Here is a 20,282-nt window from a genome sequence, read left to right as displayed (position 1 = left end):
TCCTCCCCACTCCTCCCCATCCTCCTTATCCTCCCCATCCTCCCCATCCTCCCCATCCCCCCTATTCCTCACTCCCGCTGAGGCAACAGTGATGGCATTAGGTATTCATGTTGATACAGGTTCTCTTACTTTTGACCACGCTACAGCACGAGATGCTAATGCTTTAGCCTGGTTAATGGAACAGGGAGCGAGTTTGCGTGTAATTGCTGAATATGTCGATCCCGGTTTATCTCCTCAATTGCACGATTTGCTAACAATTTCTCTAGAAAATTTACAGTCAGAAACTCTGCGGGGATATACAGTAGGCTGGGTGTTGCTAACTACTGAAACCTTTGTTCCGGGATTGTCTAGTTTGGCATCTCGCTTGCTAGATTTGACCGAAAATGATGCCCTGTTACTAGCTAACGTTTATTCTCAAAAAGAATCGGAAGATCCTACTGTTCTCAATCGCTTAACTATTATTGGTCGGTCGCGGATTGAGGAAACTAATCTTAATGAGTTATTCAAATCTCTAGGAGGTGGCGGTCACTCTCGTGCTGCTTCTGTCTCTCTCCGAGACGTTGAACCCCTAATCATTTTAACACAATTAGTTGACCAACTCAAAGCTCAAATTCCCTACCCGCCTACTGCTCGTGAGTTGATGTCGTCTCCAGTGCGAACAATTCGACCTGAAATCTCTGTCGGCGAGGCTCACCGGATTTTACTACGCTATGGTCACTCTGGTCTTTCAGTTGTGGACGATCGCGATCGCTTAGTTGGAATTATCACTCGCCGCGATATTGATATTGCCCTACATCACGGTTTCAGTCACGCCCCCGTTAAAGGCTATATGACACCTCAACTCAAAACTATTGCACCTGATACTGTACTACCAGAAATTGAGTCTTTGATGGTGACTTATGATATTGGGCGTTTACCTGTTTTAGAAAATGGTCAGCTAGTAGGAATTGTCACCCGTACAGATGTGCTGCGAGAATTACACCAGCAAAAAGATAAGGGGAAATTAGGAGAGGGAGTAGGAAAGAAGCAGAGAGAATTACTATTTTGCTCTTTACCTGAATCGATTAAACAGTTGCTGGCAACCAGTCTCAATCCTCAACTAGATCAATTTTTATCGGAAACTGCCAAGATAGCAGAACAACGCGGCTGGCAACTTTATCTTGTCGGTGGAGCAGTTAGAGATTTGTTACTTGCTGCTTCCGAAAATAGTTTATCACTGACTGATATTGACTTAGTAGTAGATGGATATCACGATTTGGAAGTGGAGAATGTCGATCGAGTTCAAGAAAAATCAATTGTTAATACAGAAGAAGAGCGAGAATATTCAGTTGTTAATTACCCAATAAATAATCCTACAGTAAAAAACCATAGTCTACAATCTCCGGCTGTGGAATTAGCTTCAGCTCTACAAGAACTTTACCCTGCTGCTCGTTTGGACGTTCACGGTCAATTTCAAACTGCTGCTCTTTTGTGGCACAAAGATTCTGAATTAGATTCGCTTTGGGTAGATATTGCTACTGCTCGTACTGAGTTCTATCCTTATCCCGCAGCTAACCCTGAAGTTGAGGCAAGTTCTATTCGTCAAGACCTTTACCGCAGAGATTTTACAATTAATGCTCTAGCTGTGCGGTTGAACCATCCCCGTGCTGGTGAATTGTTGGATTTTTTTGGAGGTTTGGAAGACTTAAAAGGTCGGAAAATTCGAGTTTTACACGCTAATAGTTTTATCGAAGATCCCACTAGAATTTATCGTGCTGTCCGGTTTGCGGTGCGGCTAGGATTTCAGATTGAGCGACAGACAGAAGGATATATTCGTCATGCTGTAGATAGTGGGATTTATTACCGAATTCAGGGGGAAAATGACCGCGCTCCGGCATTGGAAACGCGGCTGAAAAGTGAGTTGAAACACATTTTGCAAGCTCCCTACTGGAAATCAGCTTTGCAAATGTTGGGGGATTTGGGGGCTTTACGTTGCATTCATCCAACTTTAGATTTAGATCGGCATTTGTTGTGGCAGTTACGTTTGGTAGATCGCTATTTAAAAATAAGGAATAAGGCTGAAAAAAATGGTAGTGAAAAAGAGGTGAAATCGCCTATAGCTAATCAATTACAAGGAATTAATATCAATGATTGGCTAATACGATTAGAAGTTTTAATTGCTTATTTAGCACCAGATTATCGAGGTAAGGTAGCGGCAAATCTTCAATTACCTGTGGATAGTGTGAAGTTACTACAAGATTTGGAAGAGGAAAAAATAAAGTTGATGGCATCTTTACCAATGTGCAATCTGCCTAGTAAATTGGTGTTAATGCTGAGGAATTATCAGTTACCAATGTTAATTTTAATAGCAGTGCAGTGTCCGCGCCGGGAACGGCGGCAAATTTGGGAATACCTCACTAAGTGGGCAAATATTACTCCGCCTTTGAATGGTAATGATTTAAAGGCTTTGGGCTATAAACCAGGGCCACAGTTTAAGCAAATGTTGGATGATTTGTTAGTAGCGACTTTGGATGGGGCGCTGAGCGATCGCGTTTCTGCTATTTCGTTTTTAGCTGCCCATTATCCGCGATCGTAAAAGATATAGAAGAAGGGGCTAGGGGCTAGGGGCTAGGGGCTAGGGAAAGAGAGGGGGGCGGGGGAGCAGGGGGGCGGGGAGATGGGGGAGATGAGGAAACTCTTTCCCCAATTAGCAATTAGCAATTAGCAATTACCAATTACCAATTAGCAATTACCAATTAGCAATTACCAATTACCAATTAGCAATTATCAATTACCCTTCTATCTGACTGGCTCAGGCTGCGAAACCACCATCAATCTTCAGACTTGCACCCGTGACGAAGGCGGCTTCGGGACTGGCGAGATAGGAAACCATAGCGGCAACTTCTTCGGTGCGGCCGTAGCGCTGGAGGGCCATTGTGCTTTTCAGGCTATCGGCAAAGGGCCCTTCTGCTGGGTTCATGTCAGTGTCTATGGGGCCGGGTTGGATATTGTTTACCGTGATGCCACGAGGGCCGAGATCGCGGGCGAGACCGCGCGTAAAACTGGCGATCGCACCTTTGGTTAAAGCGTAGACGGAGCCGCCGACAAAGGGGACAAGATCGCTATTTACGCTGCCGATCATAATTATCCGTCCGCCTTCGGTCATGTGACGGACGGCCTCCTGGGTTGCTACGAAGACACCCTTGACGTTAACCGCTATCAGGCGATCGAAATCATCCATTGAGAACTCGTCGATTGGGGCCATAACGGCGATGCCCGCGTTGTTTACCAGGATATCGAGGCGACCAAATGCTTTTACTGTCTCAGTGACAGCGTTTTTTACCGCTTCGATATCAGCACTGTCAGCGCGGATGGCCAAGGCTTTGGTACCTGCTGATTCGATCGCGAGCACCACTTCATCGGCTTTTTGCGGTGAGCTGGTATAGGTAATGGCGACGGCTGCGCCATCCTGTGCGAGACGTTGGGCGATCGCTGCCCCCAGACCACGAGAACCACCTGTAACTAATGCCACCTTTCCTGTGAGATTTTTGGGGCTCATAGTATTGTTTTATCGTTGAAGTATGGTCTTTGCGCTCCAGTTTTGTACCGGATGGTATAGATATAAGGCATGGGCGCGAAACTGTCAAGGAAATATTATATTGATGAGTATGAAACAGGAAAAAACCACTGCGGCGATCGGCAGGCCCCGCGAGTTCGATACTGATGAAGCACTAAATCGGGCAATGCACGTATTTTGGCGAAAGGGCTACTTAGGCACGTCCCTCTCGGATCTGACGGAGGCTATGGGTATCAACCGCCCCAGCCTCTACGCTGCCTTTGGCAACAAAGAATCTCTATTCCGCAAAGCCCTCGATCGCTATACCAATGGGCCATCAGCCTATGTTTACGAAGCGCTCAAAGAGCCAACGGCGCGTCGTGTTGTGGAGCGGATTATGCAGGGAGTCGTTGACCTGGGAACGGATTCGCGGAATCCCCCCGGATGTCTTTGGGTTCATAGCACCCTTTCCTGCGGAGATCCGGCAGACCCGATGGCGCAGGAGTTATCGGCATACCGCGCCTCAATCGAAGCCTCTCTGTGTAAGCGTTTCGAGCAGGCGATTTCGGAGGGCGACTTGCCTGTTGACTCCGATCCTGCGGCTCTTGCTCGGTTTGTGCTAACTGTCAATTGTGGAATGTCAGTTCTGGCGGCGACTGGGGCCAACCGAGAGGAATTATTGCAGGTGGTCGAGACAGCTTTGCGATCGTGGCCGCAGTAGATTGTATCGCAAAGGGGCTAGGGTAAGAAGGGGCTAGGGGCTAGGGGCTAGGGGCTAGGGTAAGAAGGGGCTAGGGGCTAGGGTAAGAAGGGAAGATGGGGAAGATGGGAAGATGGGGAAGAAGGGAAAAAGAATCAAAGTAAGGGCTTTGGCGCGATCGCTCAGCCGAACAGTGCGATCGATTTAGAATGCCCTAATGGTCTTGGCGATTGCTTATATATAATATAAACCCTATGTAGTAGCGATTTCAATCGCCAAACTATCTTCTAAATTGGTCGCCGACACTGTGGGTGGAGAGGAATCTGAATCACAAACTCTGTTCCTTTTCCAGGTGCTGAAATACATTCCAAAATTCCCCCGTGTTTCTCAACTACCAAGTGGTGAGAAATAGACAATCCCAACCCAGTTCCTTTACCAATAGGTTTTGTAGTAAAGAAAGGGTCAAATAATTGGTGGCGAATCTCCTGGGAAATACCGGGTCCATTGTCAGCAATTGAAATAGCTACCCAATCAGCATCTAAAACAGAGGTAGTAATCCGAATTGTAGGGTGTGGCAATAGAAAATCATCTATAGGCAATTGTCCGCTTTCCTTGCTCTTCTCTTTGCCTATGCTCCATTGTCCATGTGCTTCTTCTAAAGCATCAATAGCATTACTCAGGATATTCATAAATACCTGATTTAACTGTCCAGCATAACACTCCACGCGAGGCAGTTTTCCATAGTCTTTGAGAATTACAATCGGAGAAAATCCGCTTTGAGGTTTCAGCCGATGCTGCAAAATCAGCAGCGTACTCTCAATCCCCTCGTGAATATCCACTAACTTCATATCCGCTTCATCTAAGCGGGAAAAATTCCGAAGCGATAGGACAATTTCTCGTATACGCTCCGATCCTAACTGCATTGAAGACAAAATTTTGGTAATGTCTTTCACCATAAAATTGAGATCGACATCTTCGGCTGCTGCTTGAATCTCCGGGACGGGATCTGGATAATGTTGCTGATAAAGTTGCAGCACACTTAGCATTTCTTTGATGTAATAGTTGATATGGGAAAGATTGCCATAGATGAAGTTAACAGGATTATTAATTTCATGGGCAATACCAGCGATCATTTGTCCGAGAGAGGACATTTTTTCTGTTTGAATCAGTTGAGTTTGGGTTTGCTGCAACTTACGAATAGTTTGCTCTAATTGATGGGCTTGAGTTCTAAAACGAGCTTCTTTTCGCCGTAATGCTTCTTCTACTCGCTGACGCTTAATAATATCCCGCCTTAGCAATTCATTTGTGGTTGATAATTCCGCAGTTCTTTCTTCAACTTGTTTTTTTAAGTTATCATGAGCTTGGCGCAAAGCCTCTTCTGCTCTCTGACGTACTAAAATTTCCTGCTGCAATTGCTCGTTGGCTTTCTTTAATTCAGCAGTGCGATCGTCAACGGCTTGCTGCAAAAGTTCGATCACTCCGTACATCTCAGAGGGATTGAGAACTTGCAGTAAACTTGTCTGGGAAACTATTCCCAGAAGTTCGCCTTCACTTCCAGCTACGACTAAGCGACGTACTCGACGGCGCTGCATTTCCTGATGAGCTATCCACAATGAGTCTGAGGGAGCCAGACAAAACAAAGGGCTACTCATGACATCAGCAGCCTGTATTTGTGATAAATTCAGTTCTAGGGCGTGAAACTGCACAATATCTCGCTCAGTGACAATGCCTACAGGCATTAATAATTTGGTGTTGATTATGGGGTATTCAACTTGAGGAATTGGACTTTGATAGGGGGGAATTGGGAATTCTTCTTCTGTCCACAGTTCCCCCTTTTCCCAATTAGTACCAAATTCGGATGAAGTGCAATTATTAGGAGAAAAAGACGCAAATATTGGTCTTGAATTTTCCCTCTGTGTTGCTCTGGGAGCTAGAAATTGCGTCAGTTCAAAAGGTTTTTCTTTTCGTGGTTTTCTATAGTTTTGATACCGATTTTTCTCTTCGACAATCACAATACAACTGACTCGATGGCGTGCCATTAGTTGCGCGAGGTTGAGTACGGAGGCAGTTTTTAGCGCGTAGATAACTTCGGATGTCATTACGTCTGTGACGTAGCGCAAGCTAGTTAGCAAGTTGACGGGTTGTAGCGCTTGTCTAATACTTTCGGGGGTGACTATGCCCATTAGTAGTCCGCGATCGTCAACAATGGGTAGATGGCGAATCCGGTGTTGGCGCAATATAGATAGGGCTGTAAAAATATCTTGGGAGTCGGATTGCTTGAGGGTAATTACGGAGCGTGTCATTACTTCGGCAATTCTGACTGAGTTCAAGCTGATGCCGTTGGCGGTGAGCCTGACTATATCTCGCTCGGTGAAAACACCTAAGAGCTGTAACCCTTCCATCACCAGGACGCAGCTAGCTCGTGCTTCGCCGATCGCGCTGGGGTCATGAATGGTATCCAATTGACAAAATTGGTACCAACTGGGCAGTTCGCAACTGCTACGTACTTGGCTCATGAGAGCTAGGACATCGATCAGGTAGGTATCGGGAGCAACTGTTAAAGGATGGCGATCGATGGCTTGCTCCAAAGCTGACGAATAAATAGGCAGGCCGTTAAGGTGCATGGTTAGTTCGCTTATTATCGGGATTGTTTACCAATGGTGGTAAATGTTTTGTAAGATTTACAGCTATTCTTTATCCAACTTAATTGATTATTAATTTATCTTAATCAATTGTTACACTGGGATAATTGATAGATAAATTATGATTCAGCGTTGATGCGGCGTTCCCTTACCAATAAATTGTACACTTAAAACTTAAGAAAATATGAATTTTTGACAAAGGGAAGGAAAATTGAGATCTCGAAAGGGATTCAGGGGTGAGAATATAGCTAGGGGCTAGGGGCTAGGGGCTAGGGGCTAGGGGCTAGGGGCTAGGGGCTAGGGGCTAGGGAAGAGGGAAGAGACAAGAGGTTATTCCGTAAGGGATTATGGACTAAAGGTAAAAGTTGTACTTGCCCTAATCGCCCTAGCGGTTGCTATACCTCTGAATCCTTCATCGTAAAGCGTTGAGTGTCTTAAAGTTTCAAAAAGATCGCAGCGATCGGGACAAGTTTACTGAGCGCTCACACTGAAGTCTTGCCGAAGGGTCGAACTACTCGCCGAACGTGCGAAGTCTCACCGCCCGCTCATATCAAGTCAAGCGCGATCGCCCATGATGACGATCCCTTCGTACCAATACTTACAGGTTTTTTTTATTAATGGTAATCGACCGGACATGATATCAGACATTCAGCGCGGTCTCTGTCGCACTGTTGGACGCTGGTTATGCCTATGCGCTTTTGTATATCTTTAATACCCTCTCCAAGCCGTTGTGCTTGCGGACTTTGTGTGTGTAGATGCGATTTCAACCGCCGGATTTTGTTCTTTCCTATTCCTTTTTCTTGGCTATAATTTAGTATTAGGAACCATGCCATTTTCAGAAATTACATTAACGCGATCGCCATCTTTAAGGTTTTCAACACCCGCAATCACTACCCGATCGCCGGCCTTTAAACCGCTCTTAATTTCCACCTTAGCCTTACTTAAATTGCCTCCCATAGCACCGACAACCTCGCCCAGGACAACAGATTGAGCTTGTACTTTATTTTCGCCTACCAGCCGATAAACTATTCCCGTACCATTGGTTTGCGGTACAACTGCTTTGGCTGGGACTGTCAAGCCTTGAGCGCTTTCTGTTGCTAGGGAGGCGCGTAAAAACATTCCGGGTCGTAAGAGAGATTCTCTAATATCAGTTACTCTCGGTAAATTAATTTTAACAGTAGCTTGACGATTGCCGGTTTCAATATTGGGCGCTATTTCCCGCACATTCCCACGCAAAGAGATGCGGGAATCAGAGTCGGAAATTAGTTTTACTTCTGTGCCAATTTTTATTTGCGGCAGTTGAGTTTCTGGGACTTTAAGTTGCAATTCCAGTCTGCCATCCCTGATAATAGAATATAGTTTCTGCGAGGCGCTAGTAACATCTCCAACGCGAACAATTCTTTCGGCAATAATTCCGCTTTCAGGGGCTCGCACGAGAGTTTGTTCTAATTGTGTTTGCAACTGCTGCACTCGCGCTTCACTACTGCGGACGCTGGCTTGATTGTTGCCTACATTCGCTTGAGCGCTACCAATATTAGTTCCTGCTGTCTCAAATTTTGCTCTGGCACTGCTAACACCAGCTTCGGCATTTCTAATATCTGCTTGAGCATTAATAATCTGAGCTTCAGCGACTTTTACTTCTTCGATCGCTTGGTTGATTTCTTGAGCTGATTTTTTCAAGTCTTCCTGAGCAGTCTTTGCTTCTGTCCTGCGCTTTTCTAAGTCTTGAACGCTAATTACTCCCTCGGAAGCTAAATTTTGAGAGCGTTCAACTTCTCTTTGCGCTTGCTCTAATTGAGCGCGGGCTTGGGCGGCGCTTGCTTGGGCAACGCTAACGCCTGCTTTAGCTTGATCGACACCTGCTTGAGCTTGAAGTGCCCTAGCTTTGGCTTGTACTAAGTTGGCTTTGGCTTGCTCAAAGGCTGCTACAGTTTCGTTTTGCAGGGATTGAGCTTGCTGCACTTGTGCTTGTGCTTGCTGTACTGTGGCATCGGCAGATTGAACATCGGCGATCGCTTCGGCTAGTTGCGATCGCAATACAGAATCGTCAAGTATAGCCATTACCTGACCTTTTTCAACAGCATCTCCTTCTTTGACCAAAACTTGCTTAATCTGCAAACCATTAACCTGAGCCAAAACTGGTAACAAGTCATAAGCAGCAACAGTACCCGTACCTTCTATACTGCGATCGACACTGGCAACTTCCACCGGTGCGACTTCAACATTCTGAGGCATTCCTGCTTCAAATTGGGCTGATTCAGCTTTAACTTCCGGTGTTGCAGGAGACTGTTGGTTAAAAAAGAATTGCATACCTGCGATCGCCGTCACGGCCCCAATTCCTAAACCCACTAGCAGACCTTGCCATTCTATACCACTAGCAACTCTGCGATCGTCTTCTAATTCTGCTTCGTCGGATTCTGGATCGCGATCGCTGGCAGTTTCGTTTTCAGACTGATTAGAAAAATCGTTTTTAGAGGTATCTTCAACAGCTAGATCCTCCCCCGCCTCTTCTTCCCAACTTTTCGCCTCAAAGTTGCGGCCACGTCTACCCTCTGGAGGGAAAGGTGGCTGAGTGTACTCTGTTTCTGGTAAAACTCGATCGGTCACTTTTGATTTCTCCCGGCAGTCTTTACCTTTAGTTTTTAGTATTGTAAAGAAAGATTGCAGATTTAAGATCGTCAGTTTACATTTTAGCTGCCCTCAACCCATCCTTGTTAAGGATGAGTAAAATTCATCCCTAAGACTTAGACGAAGACTTAGAGGGCGATCGACTCTATAAAGAGTTAAGTTATGGTAAAAAGAATAAAATCAAGTTTTCCAATATATAGCAACCGCTTTCGTAGGTTAGGACGTTCTGAATTGATGAAACCATTGATTCTCTTCCCTTCTTTCCTGAGCCTGGGAGCATCCTAGTCCTGAGCATCGTAACCGCCTTGGCGGTTGCTATAGTAAGGGGTGTCCGCGTCCCGATCGATCCTAGACTCAGCACGAGCAACTGTCAAGTATGGTTTTTAATGCAACTGAACTTCTGATCGATGCCTTCGTGCAGAAAATACGGTTTGGCTACACCCGCACTTACGGCGGCTACAAACCAGACTACGAAGACATCATCGCCTGGGCAGGCAGTATGGCGCTAGAAAATATCGCCAACAGCGATGCTCTCTACCACAACGTTGAACACACAATTTTGGTGACATTGGTAGGCCAAGAAATTTTACGAGGCAAACACATCCGCGAAGGCGGGGCTTCCTGCGAAGATTGGCTACACTTCATCATCTCCCTAGTTTGTCACGACATCGGCTACGTCAAAGGCGTTTGCCGCCAGGATCGAAATGGCTGGTATGCTACGGGTAACGGCACAGAATTAGTGCCTTTACCTCCCGGCTCTACTGATGCTAGCTTGACTCCTTATCACGTAGACCGCGCTAAACTGTTTATTGACGAGCGGTTTGGTGGCCATCGGCTGATCGATGCTGAGGTGATTAAGCGCAACATCGAACTGACTCGATTTCCCGTACCAAAAGAGTCGGATCATCAAGATACAATTAACTTTCCAGGTTTAGTTCGAGCTGCCGATCTAATTGGCCAACTCAGCGATCCTCGTTACCTCAAAAAAATTAGTTCCCTTTACTATGAATTTGAGGAAACTGGGTTTAACCAAAAAGTGGGATATAAGAATCCCGGCGATTTACGGGTTAACTATTCCAAGTTTTACTGGCATGGGGTTCACCCTTATGTAAAAGATGCCTTGCATTACTTATCTCTGACTCAGCAAGGCAAACAGGTTATTGCTAATCTCTACTCGAATGTGTTTGTAGTTGAGCATGACTTGTCCGCTGAGGAAGCTATGGCTGTTTAGGGTGCTCTATGAAATGATTTTAGATTTTAGATCGACCCAGAATCTTAAATCTTAAATCGGAAATATCAAATCGACATGAATAGTGTGTTTTCTCCCGTCCAACAGTTTCTAATTACTTGGTTGCTAGTTTTAGTGACAGGTTGGTTTACTCTCGGTGCGATTCATTATGTTGCGGAATTGATCAGTATTTTAGTAACGGCGGGACTGATTGCGTTTTTATTGAATTACGCGGTAGCGAGACTGCAAGTATTTTTGCCGAGGGGCGCGGCGGCGGCCCTAGTTTATTTTGCTGCTGGGTTGGTTATGGCGGTGATCGTTTTGACGATCGCACCTCCTGTTTTAAACCAAGCTGCACAATTAGCGGTCAGATTCCCAGACTTACTAGAGTCTGGGCGACAGCAATTAGCGGAGTTTCAGATTTGGAGTGCGGAGCGTAATTTGCCGTTTGACGTGCAAATCTTGGAGCAGCAATTGTCTGCTAAAGTGCAGGAACAAGTACAAGCGATCGCTGCTAGCGGTTTGGGTTTAGTTGTAGGAACAGTTAACTGGTTTCTCGACTTAATCTTAATCCTCGTAATTTCGTTTTATATGTTGTTAGATGGGGAAAGAGTTTGGCGGGGTTTGACGAGTATTTTTGCGCCAGAAATTCGCTATGTCTTAACAGAAACTTTGGAGAGAAATCTTCAGCGATTTGTATCGGGACAGTTATTGTTAGGCCTATTTATGGCCATCGGGCTGACTCTGGTTTTCTGGGTTTTACAGGTTCCTTTTTTCTTGCTATTTGCTGTGTTCATCGGGTTGTTAGAAGCCATTCCTTTTATTGGGGCAACTCTAGGAATTGGTGCAGTGAGCATTATTGTGGCGTTTATTGATTGGTGGTTAGCACTGGAGGTTTTGGTAGCTGCGATCGCTCTTCAACAGGTGAAGGATAATTTAATTGCCCCTCGGATTATGGGTAGTTTAACAGGATTTAGCCCTGTGGTTATTTTCGCGGCTTTACTGTTGGGAGGTAGAGTGGGAGGGGTTTTGGGGGTAATCTTAGCGATTCCTCTAACGGGAGTTGTGAAAAGTATTGTGGAAATTTTACTTAATCCCAAGTTACCGCCGCAAACTGGTTCATTTTTTTACAATCCTTTTAATGGTCAAGCATTGAAGGAAATAGAAAAGGTGGAAAATGGGTAATGGGTAATGGGTAATTGGTAATTAAGAGGATTAATATATGATTTGGCGGTTGAAACCGCTACTACACAAACAAAGTCCGCCTACGCGGACTAAAGAATACAACAACTAACAACTAACAACTAACAACTAACTAAAATTATGAAATGGTGGCAAAATCTTAAAAATAATCCTTTAGCCCGATTGGGAGCTGTGTTACTATTGATTTTGTATGGAGTGGCGATCGCAGCAGATTTTATTGCGCCTTATGACCCCTATAACTCTCAATTGAATGGTTCCCTATTGCCGCCAACGCAGATTTATTTAACTACGAGAGACGGCAGATTTATTGGGCCTCACGTTTACCCCGTAACTCAAGGGCCAGTGGATGTGAATACGGGCGAGCGGAATGTGATTGTAGAATGGGAAAAACCTTCACCTTTAAGTCTATTTGTCAAAGGTGATAGCTATAAAATATTAGGGATTATACCATTTAATAGACATTTGTTTGGAACTAATGGCGAGGCAAGATTCCACCTTGTAGGTACGGATGAACAGGCGCGAGATCAGTTTAGTCGTTTGGTTTATGGAAGTAGAATTAGTCTGAGCATTGGATTAGTGGGAATTGCGATTTCTTTCCCTCTGGGTATGTTGGTGGGGGGGATTTCTGGATATTTTGGTGGTTGGATTGACAGTGTTTTAATGCGATTTGTTGAAGTTTTGATGACGATTCCAGGCATTTACTTGTTAGTAGCGCTAGCTTCTGTTTTACCACCTGGATTGACTAGCACTCAGCGTTTTCTGTTAATTGTATTAATCACTTCCTTTATCAGTTGGGCGAGTTTAGCGCGGGTGATTCGGGGACAAGTGCTCTCAATTAAACAACGAGAATTTGTACAGGCGGCAAGGGCGATGGGGGCAAATCCAGTTTATATTATTGTACGCCATGTATTGCCGCAGACAGCAACTTATGTGATTATTTCTGCTACTTTGGCGATTCCTGGTTTTATCGTGGCTGAGTCAGTTTTGAGTTTAATTGGATTAGGAATTCAGCAACCTGATGCTTCTTGGGGAAATTTACTTTCTTTGTCTACGAATGCTTCAATTTTGGTGTTGCAGCCTTGGTTAGTTTGGCCGCCTGCCTTGTTGATTATTGTAACAGTTTTGGCGTTTAATTTGTTAGGAGATGGATTGCGAGATGCACTCGATCCAAGGAGCTTGCAGAGGTAGGTTTGGTGGAAGGAAGTGAAACCAAACATCAGGATTGTAACACTAATTTTGAGTAGTGGTATAAGAAAGTCCTGAGATTAAACTCTCTTTTCACCCTTTCTAAAGTAAATTCACTGTAAGCCATCTTAATTATTCCTTTTAACTTATAACTTTTCTTCAACGGGATGTTGCCCATAATAGGGTAATGCTTCTGACCAGTTAGGGCGTTTTCCGTGTTGATAATTTAAATAAGCTAGTTCTAATAAGCTGAAAACTGACGCGCCTAAATCATTTTGAACCTTAATTAAATGATATGGTGTGGGCCAAGATTCTAAAGTTTCTTGCCAGGATTCAAGCATCATTACTTTATCTGGTAATAACTCAATTAAGTTGGAATCATTGCCGTCATTTTTTGCACTTTTAACTGCATATATTGCCCCAAATAATTGACCGCGCTGTGCAGGCATTTGGAGGGCGATTGAATTTTCTAATGGTGGGATTTTAGAGGATAATAAAATATTTTCTACTTCTCCTTTTCCCTCTCTTTCTTCCTTCTCTCTTTTCTCCCAAGCTAGAGCCGCCAAAGTTGAAATCGCAAATAAAGGAATATCTAACTGTTGCGCTAAAGTCCTAGCCGTAACTACACCAATCCGAGTTCCCGTAAAACTTCCTGGCCCTTTAGCAACTGCAATAAATGCCAAATCTGCCCAAATTTGCGGCTGAATAAAATCTAGTAAATTTTGATGCAAATGGGTAGCTAAATCGCGGCCTAAATCCCACACTTGATAGCGGGAATCACCAGCAAAATTGCTAATTGCTAGACCTAATTCTGGGCTGGCGGTATGAATTGCTAAACCGTATTTCGTTGATGTTAGAGACACAATATTTTTGATTAAGTTAAGAACCATTATAGCGCCGCACTCGCTTGCAGTCAAAGATACCACCCAGAAGGCGGTGTTACGTCAGAAGTGCGTAAGCTGGGTCTTACTCTAGAACTACTTTGTTGTGTAAAAAAGCGGTAAAGCCATAAATAGGCAACCTAAAAGAATACCAAATGGGCCAGACACAAAAATAGTATAATTTCCGCCTATTCCCATCATCAAAAATATCCCTGCTAATGTCGCCAATAAACTATTGGTCTTAAATTGTTCATTTTTAGCAACTTGATTTTTGACATAGAGAAAAACCGATGAAATAATTATTCCTACCCAAGGCTTTAAAATAATTATTTGGGTTCCCAAGATAAACAGCATTAAGGCAAACATTAATAAGTCTATCCAGAAATCTTTACTTTTCAACTTAAAGAGCCAAAATTCTCTAGTTTTAAGTTGGGAGAATCGCCCGGCTAGTTTATTGTTTTGCAGCCGAATAATTTTATTTCGGAACTGGATTTTAGTGTCGATCTGCAACACCTGCTTCCACTCTGGCCTAGGAGAATTGTTAACTCTTCCTAAAAGTTTAACTACGGATATTTGATTTAATTGTAAATCAGTGAGAGTAGTGGCAATTATTTGAGATAAATGGGGATAATGAATTTTACAATCTTCATTTCTATTGATGACAACAGTTAATTTCCGCTTGGTTTTGTTAACTTGAATTTTAACATTGTAGGGAGTCAGTGTATCTTGCAAAGCTTGCTGAATTTTTACCTGTAGTTTTTGATTTGGTGGTGGCGGTAAATCAGGTGGTAATGGTGGGGGTTCTGCGGGCATTTCTGGGGAAACAATTGCAGGTTCAGAGGTTACAGGCAATGTTTCTACATAAACGGGTTTGGGATTCAAATGCCTAATTACGGCTGCGGCTGCATGATAACGATGATTAGTAGCACCTTGCAGCATTTTGTCAAGAATATGACCCAGATTATCGCTAACAGGTGTTTTCAAATAATCTCGCCACGCCCAAGTACCTTCTCTGCTGTCGAATAAATCAAATGGGGGAACTTGGGTCAATAAATGAATGCAGGTAATCCCCAAGCTGTAGATATCGCTAGCAAAAACTGCTTTCCCCATGAGTTGTTCTGGGGCGGTATAGGCGGCACTTCCTACGATCGTACCAGTTTGGGGCAGACCATTTCCCTTAACTTTTTTCGCTGCCCCAAAATCTACTAAAACGAGTTGGCCGTTTCTAGCAATTCCTGAAGAAACTAGAGATTGAGAGCTGATTAAATCGGCGGGTAAAAGAGGGATGAATCCGGTTGCTCCACCTTGATAAATGTTGGTACGGCGAATAATATTTTCGGGTTTGATGTCGCGGTGAATGACTTTAGATTTATGAACAAAATGCAGAACTGGAAGTAAATCTTGGAGAAGTTGGCGAATTTGAAGTTCGTTGAATGGGCCTTTTTGTGCTAGTTCTTGAGCTAAGTTTTTGCCAGGGATAAATTCTTGCACTAAATATTGCTGCCTGTCTTGCTCAAAATGTGCAATCAGGTTAGGAATCTGGGGATGTTTTCCTAATGTTTCTAGCTGCATTGCTTCTCGATGAAACCACTCTGCTGCTTTCTCAGTAGGATTTTGAGGAAAAAATTGTTTAATTACGCATTGCGAGTAAGTGAATGGTTTGTTTTCATCTACTGCTAAGAAGGTTCTGCCAAAGCCACCTTGTCCGATGGGCTTTATGGCTCGGTAGCGACACTCTAAGGGTGTTTCCAGCTCTTTCGGAGCTGTTTCGCTTTTGATTTCACTTAATGAAAGGTTGTGGGTCAGCAACAATTGAGAGCCGCAGCTAGAGCAAATTTCTGCATCAGCAGGATTTTGCGGATTCTGACAAGCTGGATTGAAGCAATAGCTCATTGTATTTTAGATTTTAGATTTTAGATTATTTTAAAAAGATGGTTTCGCCTGCTAATTTACGCGACGATCCGCTGAGGTTGTTGAGAGTTTACTGCCAAACTGCTCAGTTGGATTTTGCGATCGCACGCTATTCCTAGATTGTTCTAGGCTTAAGGCTGAGCGCGATTAGCCTTGAGGCAAAGGCTTAATGAAGAGCGCTCAGCCTTCGGCGCGGCGTTTCGCCATCGGACTGATTCCAGACACGCGCTCTGTAGATCCAATTTAACTAACTTTGTAAGCTTTGCACCACCTCCAGCGATAAACCTGTAAACCTAGCAATTTGCTCTAGTGGTATATTTTCCTGTAACAAATTCCGAGCAATTTCTTCCATAGCAGACTGCCTGCCTTCCTGCCTACCTTCGTCTATTCCTTCCTGCAAAATCTCCTGATAAATCACTGACTCGCGCATAATATCCCTCCGTAGAATTCTTGAAATTACATCTCTCTCCAATACTAAACCGGCCAAAATCCCTGCCGATGCCATTAAATTACTTTGCACTCGTCTATCTGGAATCTCTGCGATCGCAGATGCCACTTGATTTAAAACCGCTTTCAGCGGCTAGGGGCTACGATGCTCAGGGCTAGGGGCTAGGGGAAGAAGAGGAAGAAGGGGAAAAGAGGGACTAGGATAGTAATTCTTCTAGGTAATTATCAAGGCAAACCTGTCGTGAATAAATCGAGTTTTGGTCATGTTAATACTTGAAATCAGATGATTCTACACATCTTGAGATCGCATAAAATATAATATCATTGCCGGGAAAGGGTATAATTAATAATATTACATCTCTTAATATTTAATAGTAAGAATTCTTTTCTTCTTTCCTTGCAAGAGAGAGGTTGGGGGAGGTCAAACAATTTTTTGGGTAGAATGAAACAGCCCCGGTACACGCTGGGACTGAAGCGATCGCGCCGAATCCTTCACAAAATAGCCACAATCCTAACTAATACTCAAATGATGCTTAAAATAATTGCTAAATTTCCCTGGCTCTCAAGCAAAATTAGCTTCACTATCAGCTTAGCTCTGTTGACACTCTGCCTCACAGTTGCCCTTCCCACCCTAGCTACCCTACCCCCGATCGCTCAACAGTCCCCAACAGTCGAACCGATTTCAACTCCGGCACAACTTCTCGATCGAGGGCGACAACTCTACGGCGCAGGTCGCTTTGCCGAAGCTATCACTCTCTGGGAACAAGTTCAAAAGATTTACGCTACAGAGGGTGCAACCCTAAATCAAGCGATGACTCTCAATTACCTAGCCACAGCCTATCAAGAATTAGGTCAGTTAGAAACAGCAAAAAGTGCGATCGCTTCCAGCTTCCAACTACTGCAAAGCCAGAATAAACTCGATCTTAAAGGCACTGCCATTCTCGCCCAAGCCTGGAATACCCAAGGTAGCTTACTATTAGCAACAGGGCAAACTCAATCGGCCTTAGAAGCTTGGGAAACAGCGGAAGCTACCTACGAAACTGCCAATAACCCAACGGGAAAACTGGGCAGCCAACTCAACCAAGCCCAAGCTTTGCAAACCCTTGGTTTATACCGTCGCACCAAAACATTATTAGAGAGAATTAATCAACAACTCCAAACTCAACCCGACTCGCTGCTAAAAGCTGAAAGTTTGCAAAGTTTAGGGCGTACTTTGCAATTGTTAGGAGATTTACGCCAGTCGAAAGAAGTCCTAGAAGCAAGTTGGGAGATAGCTAAACAACAAAATTCTCCCGCGCTTGTGAGTAAAACTTTAGTCGCGATCGGTAACGTTGCTAGAGACTTGCAGCAAAATCAAATTGCCTTAGATTACTATCAGGAAGCAGCGACAAAAGCGCCCGATCCTCTTACCCAAATGCAAGCGCGACTCAATCAACTCAGCTTGTATGCAGAAACTCAACAGCAAAAAGACGCGATCGCCCTCGCATCTGAAATTCTACCCACACTCGCCAACTTGTCACCCAGTCGCCCTAATATTTACAGTCGCATCAATTTTGCCCAAAGCGCACTCAAAATAGGCGCTGCATCCCAGCGAGACATTGCCCAAATCTTAGTCGCAGCAGTTCAACAAGCCAAAGAACTGCGAGACTCTAAAGCAGAATCCTATGCGATCGCGCAATTAGGAGAACTTTACGCCCAAGCTAAACAATGGCAGGATGCAGAAACTTTGACTAAGCGCTCGATCGCCACCGCCCAAAGTATCGATCTTCCCACTCTTGTTGCTCGTTCCTCTTGGCAACTCGGCCGCATTTATCAACAACAGGGAGATTTCAAAGGCGCGATCGCTGCTTACACCGAAGCCTACCACACCCTGCAATCCCTTCGCAAGGACTTAATCGCCGTTAATTCCGACGTGCAGTTCAGCTTCACCAAAAGCGTCGAACCCGTATATCGCGAACTCGTCAGCTTGTTACTCAGAGAAGGAGCCCCAGAAGGACAAGTCCACATTGGAGATGCCGCACAACAAGTAAATATCAAATTAGCCCGCCAAGTCATCGAGTCTTTACAACTTGCAGAAATTGAAAACTTCTTTAAAGAAGCTTGTTTAGATGTTAAACCCAAACAAATTGATGAAATCGATCCTAAATCTGCTGTTATCTACCCCATTATCTTACCAGATCGTTTGGAAGTAATTCTATCTTTGCCCGGTCAACCCCTGCGACACTACCGCACTTTTCTAGCAGATACAGAAATCGAGCGCCGCGTCAAATTGTTATATTCTTCCCTTTACTTAGGATATTCCAGTAGCGATCGCCTGCGTTATTTCCAAGAAGCCTACAAGTGGCTGATCGAACCCGCAGAACCAGACTTGGCAGCCAACAACATCAAAACTCTAGCCTTTGTGCTCGACGGTTCTTTGCGAAACTTACCGATGTCAGCCCTCTACGATGGCCAGCAATACTTAGTAGAAAAATACAGTGTCGCCCTCAGTTTGGGATTGCAGTTGTTGCCAGAAGCTTTGCAACACAACAAAATCAAAGTATTAGCGGCTGGACTGACTCAAGCGCGTCAAGGTTTTCCCGCCTTACCAGGAGTAGCAATTGAACTCCAGGGAATTGCTGCGGAAGTTAAATCGGATGTATTTATCGATCGAAATTTTGTCCAATCAGCCTTAGAAAAAAACGTCAAAGACCAAGATTATTCTATTATCCATCTTGCCACTCACGGTCAGTTTAGTTCTAACCCCGATCTCACATTTCTCCTGAGTTGGGACGATCGCATCAACGTTCGAGATTTGAGTGAGTTATTGAAGACCAGAAATAACTCTAATCCCTTAGAACTTCTCGTTCTCAGCGCTTGCCAAACAGCAGCGGGCGATCCCAAGGCTGCTTTGGGGTTAGCGGGACTTGCCGTGCGATCGGGCGCTTCCAGTACGATCGCTAGTCTGTGGTCAGTCAGCGACGAATCAACCACTAAGTTAATGGTGGCATTTTACCATCAGCTCAGTAACAGTAAATTGAATAAAGCTGAAGCTTTGCGAGCGGCGCAGTTGAGTTTATTGCAATATTCTCTTTATAATCACCCTTATTTTTGGGCATCGTTTATCTTGGTGGGCAATTGGCTTTAAGGCAACCGCTTTCAGCGGTTAGGGGCTAGGGGCTAGGGGCTAGGGGCTAGGGTAAGAAGGGAAGAAGAGGAAGAAGGGGAGAAGAGGAAGAACGAGAAAAAGGGAAAAGGGGAATAGAATCAGCGAATTTGGTGGAACTTAGAACGTCTTAAGCAACGAAAGTGGTTGTTATATTCGATCGGTATCGATAAAGTTTCTCAACCCGCTATTACCATACTTCTTAACCCGTAATATATTGAAATATGTAAGAAATTTGAAATTATGATGAAGAGAAGTGAAATATAAACAATTTGTACAGCAAAGTGATAGGATTTGATAGACTGGGTTTAGAAATCAAAAGACGCTGAATCTATAAAAAATAAGGTTCAACAAATTAGGGTCGGGGTACAGCTACAAGATAAGAATATGTACAGATTTTTTTCCTCAACTTTTTAGTTGTGTTACTGCTGTACATACACCAGATTACAAGACAAGCACCTGAAGTACATAGAAATTAGATCTAAGGATATGGCAATGCCGTGTCTCTACGGGGATCGACAAATGGGTGTACTTCATATAATGGGGAATTTGCTATATCCCGAACCTGTAATTTTGGTCAGAAAAAAATGTTTTTACCTGGCAATTTCTGGATTTTAGCCATTCTCAAGAATTTAGGATTGGCAAGGCAAAAGCCTGACCAACCAGTAGTTCCAGAAAACTATCTACCGAGAGTGACATAATAAGGGTAATACATTATACTCAACAGCAGAAGTTAATATATAATCCGGGACAGTACATTGACTCAATCTTATGAGT

Annotated in this window: 13 protein-coding genes; 7 read left to right on the top strand and 6 right to left on the bottom strand. The window is 44.1% G+C overall.

Translation table 11 applies throughout. The features are described from left to right. On the top strand, positions 1–2,575 hold a 2,575-nt coding region (locus OSCIL6407_RS0120050; protein ID WP_324603624.1), incomplete at its 5' end, for a CBS domain-containing protein. Between the two features lie 216 nt (positions 2,576–2,791). Here the strand turns inward: OSCIL6407_RS0120050 and OSCIL6407_RS0120045 are convergent. Continuing rightward, a complete protein-coding gene (locus OSCIL6407_RS0120045; protein ID WP_007354512.1) occupies positions 2,792–3,538 on the bottom strand; it encodes a 3-oxoacyl-ACP reductase family protein in 747 nt (248 codons plus the stop codon). 103 nt (positions 3,539–3,641) lie between these two features. Here OSCIL6407_RS0120045 and OSCIL6407_RS0120040 point away from each other — a divergent pair, with 103 nt between their 5' ends. Continuing rightward, on the top strand, positions 3,642–4,256 hold the full coding sequence (locus OSCIL6407_RS0120040; RefSeq protein ID WP_007354513.1) for a TetR/AcrR family transcriptional regulator: 615 nt from the start codon (positions 3,642–3,644) through the stop codon (positions 4,254–4,256). Positions 4,257–4,522: 266 nt separating this feature from the next. Here the strand turns inward: OSCIL6407_RS0120040 and OSCIL6407_RS0120035 are convergent, their stop codons facing one another. Beyond that, positions 4,523–6,859, bottom strand: coding sequence for a CBS domain-containing protein (locus OSCIL6407_RS0120035; protein WP_007354514.1), 2,337 nt, complete (start codon positions 6,857–6,859; stop codon positions 4,523–4,525). A gap of 513 nt (positions 6,860–7,372) precedes the next feature. Here OSCIL6407_RS0120035 and OSCIL6407_RS38595 point away from each other — a divergent pair. Next, the gene (locus tag OSCIL6407_RS38595; RefSeq protein WP_456077490.1) at positions 7,373–7,495 is read left to right on the top strand and encodes a hypothetical protein; all 123 of its coding nucleotides are present in this window, start codon (positions 7,373–7,375) and stop codon (positions 7,493–7,495) included. A gap of 186 nt (positions 7,496–7,681) precedes the next feature. Here the strand turns inward: OSCIL6407_RS38595 and OSCIL6407_RS0120030 are convergent, their stop codons facing one another. Beyond that, a complete protein-coding gene (locus OSCIL6407_RS0120030; RefSeq protein ID WP_007354515.1) occupies positions 7,682–9,484 on the bottom strand; it encodes an efflux RND transporter periplasmic adaptor subunit in 1,803 nt (600 codons plus the stop codon). Positions 9,485–9,881: 397 nt separating this feature from the next. Between OSCIL6407_RS0120030 and OSCIL6407_RS0120025 the strand changes: the two genes are divergently transcribed. The 3 genes from OSCIL6407_RS0120025 to OSCIL6407_RS0120015 all read left to right on the top strand — a co-directional run bounded on the left by OSCIL6407_RS0120025 (position 9,882) and on the right by OSCIL6407_RS0120015 (position 13,124). Continuing rightward, positions 9,882–10,736 (top strand): Npun_R2479 family HD domain-containing metalloprotein, encoded by an 855-nt coding sequence (locus OSCIL6407_RS0120025; protein ID WP_007354516.1) that lies wholly within the window; start codon positions 9,882–9,884, stop codon positions 10,734–10,736. Between the two features lie 75 nt (positions 10,737–10,811). Beyond that, positions 10,812–11,918 carry an AI-2E family transporter gene (locus tag OSCIL6407_RS0120020; RefSeq protein WP_007354517.1) on the top strand — a complete coding sequence of 369 codons (1,107 nt, stop codon included), beginning with the start codon at positions 10,812–10,814 and terminating at the stop codon, positions 11,916–11,918. Between the two features lie 138 nt (positions 11,919–12,056). Continuing rightward, on the top strand, positions 12,057–13,124 hold the full coding sequence (locus OSCIL6407_RS0120015; protein WP_007354518.1) for an ABC transporter permease: 1,068 nt from the start codon (positions 12,057–12,059) through the stop codon (positions 13,122–13,124). Between the two features lie 143 nt (positions 13,125–13,267). Here the strand turns inward: OSCIL6407_RS0120015 and tsaB are convergent, their stop codons facing one another. The 3 genes from tsaB to OSCIL6407_RS0120000 all read right to left on the bottom strand — a co-directional run bounded on the left by tsaB (position 13,268) and on the right by OSCIL6407_RS0120000 (position 16,469). Further along, a complete protein-coding gene (gene tsaB / locus OSCIL6407_RS0120010) occupies positions 13,268–14,011 on the bottom strand; it encodes a tRNA (adenosine(37)-N6)-threonylcarbamoyltransferase complex dimerization subunit type 1 TsaB (RefSeq protein WP_007354520.1) in 744 nt (247 codons plus the stop codon). An 87-nt stretch (positions 14,012–14,098) separates the two neighbouring features. After that, entirely contained in the window at positions 14,099–15,895 is a 1,797-nt protein-coding gene (locus OSCIL6407_RS0120005; RefSeq protein ID WP_007354521.1) for a serine/threonine-protein kinase, read from the bottom strand. A gap of 265 nt (positions 15,896–16,160) precedes the next feature. Then, entirely contained in the window at positions 16,161–16,469 is a 309-nt protein-coding gene (locus tag OSCIL6407_RS0120000; protein ID WP_007354522.1) for an RpnC/YadD family protein, read from the bottom strand. Positions 16,470–16,802: 333 nt separating this feature from the next. Here OSCIL6407_RS0120000 and OSCIL6407_RS0119995 point away from each other — a divergent pair, with 333 nt between their 5' ends. Beyond that, positions 16,803–19,487 (top strand): CHAT domain-containing protein, encoded by a 2,685-nt coding sequence (locus OSCIL6407_RS0119995; RefSeq protein WP_007354523.1) that lies wholly within the window; start codon positions 16,803–16,805, stop codon positions 19,485–19,487. Positions 19,488–20,282 lie beyond the last annotated feature (795 nt).

Source organism: Kamptonema formosum PCC 6407, assembly GCF_000332155.1.
GTDB classification, from domain to species: Bacteria; Cyanobacteriota; Cyanobacteriia; order Cyanobacteriales; family Microcoleaceae; genus Kamptonema; species Kamptonema formosum.
The sequence above is the reverse complement of the archived record's forward strand: the minus strand, read 5'-3'. Positions and strand labels throughout refer to the sequence as shown.

Excerpts from the sequence above, each read along its gene's own strand:
- OSCIL6407_RS0120040 (WP_007354513.1), top strand. The coding sequence starts at position 3,642 with ATGAGTATGAAACAGGAAAAAACCACTGCGGCGATCGGCAGGCCCCGC.
- OSCIL6407_RS0120020 (WP_007354517.1), top strand. The coding sequence starts at position 10,812 with ATGAATAGTGTGTTTTCTCCCGTCCAACAGTTTCTAATTACTTGGTTG.
- OSCIL6407_RS0120035 (WP_007354514.1), bottom strand. The coding sequence starts at position 6,859 with ATGCACCTTAACGGCCTGCCTATTTATTCGTCAGCTTTGGAGCAAGCC.
- tsaB (WP_007354520.1), bottom strand. The coding sequence starts at position 14,011 with ATGGTTCTTAACTTAATCAAAAATATTGTGTCTCTAACATCAACGAAA.
- OSCIL6407_RS0120015 (WP_007354518.1), top strand. The coding sequence starts at position 12,057 with ATGAAATGGTGGCAAAATCTTAAAAATAATCCTTTAGCCCGATTGGGA.
- OSCIL6407_RS0120045 (WP_007354512.1), bottom strand. The coding sequence starts at position 3,538 with ATGAGCCCCAAAAATCTCACAGGAAAGGTGGCATTAGTTACAGGTGGT.
- OSCIL6407_RS0119995 (WP_007354523.1), top strand. The coding sequence starts at position 16,803 with ATGAAACAGCCCCGGTACACGCTGGGACTGAAGCGATCGCGCCGAATC.
- OSCIL6407_RS0120005 (WP_007354521.1), bottom strand. The coding sequence starts at position 15,895 with ATGAGCTATTGCTTCAATCCAGCTTGTCAGAATCCGCAAAATCCTGCT.
- OSCIL6407_RS0120025 (WP_007354516.1), top strand. The coding sequence starts at position 9,882 with ATGGTTTTTAATGCAACTGAACTTCTGATCGATGCCTTCGTGCAGAAA.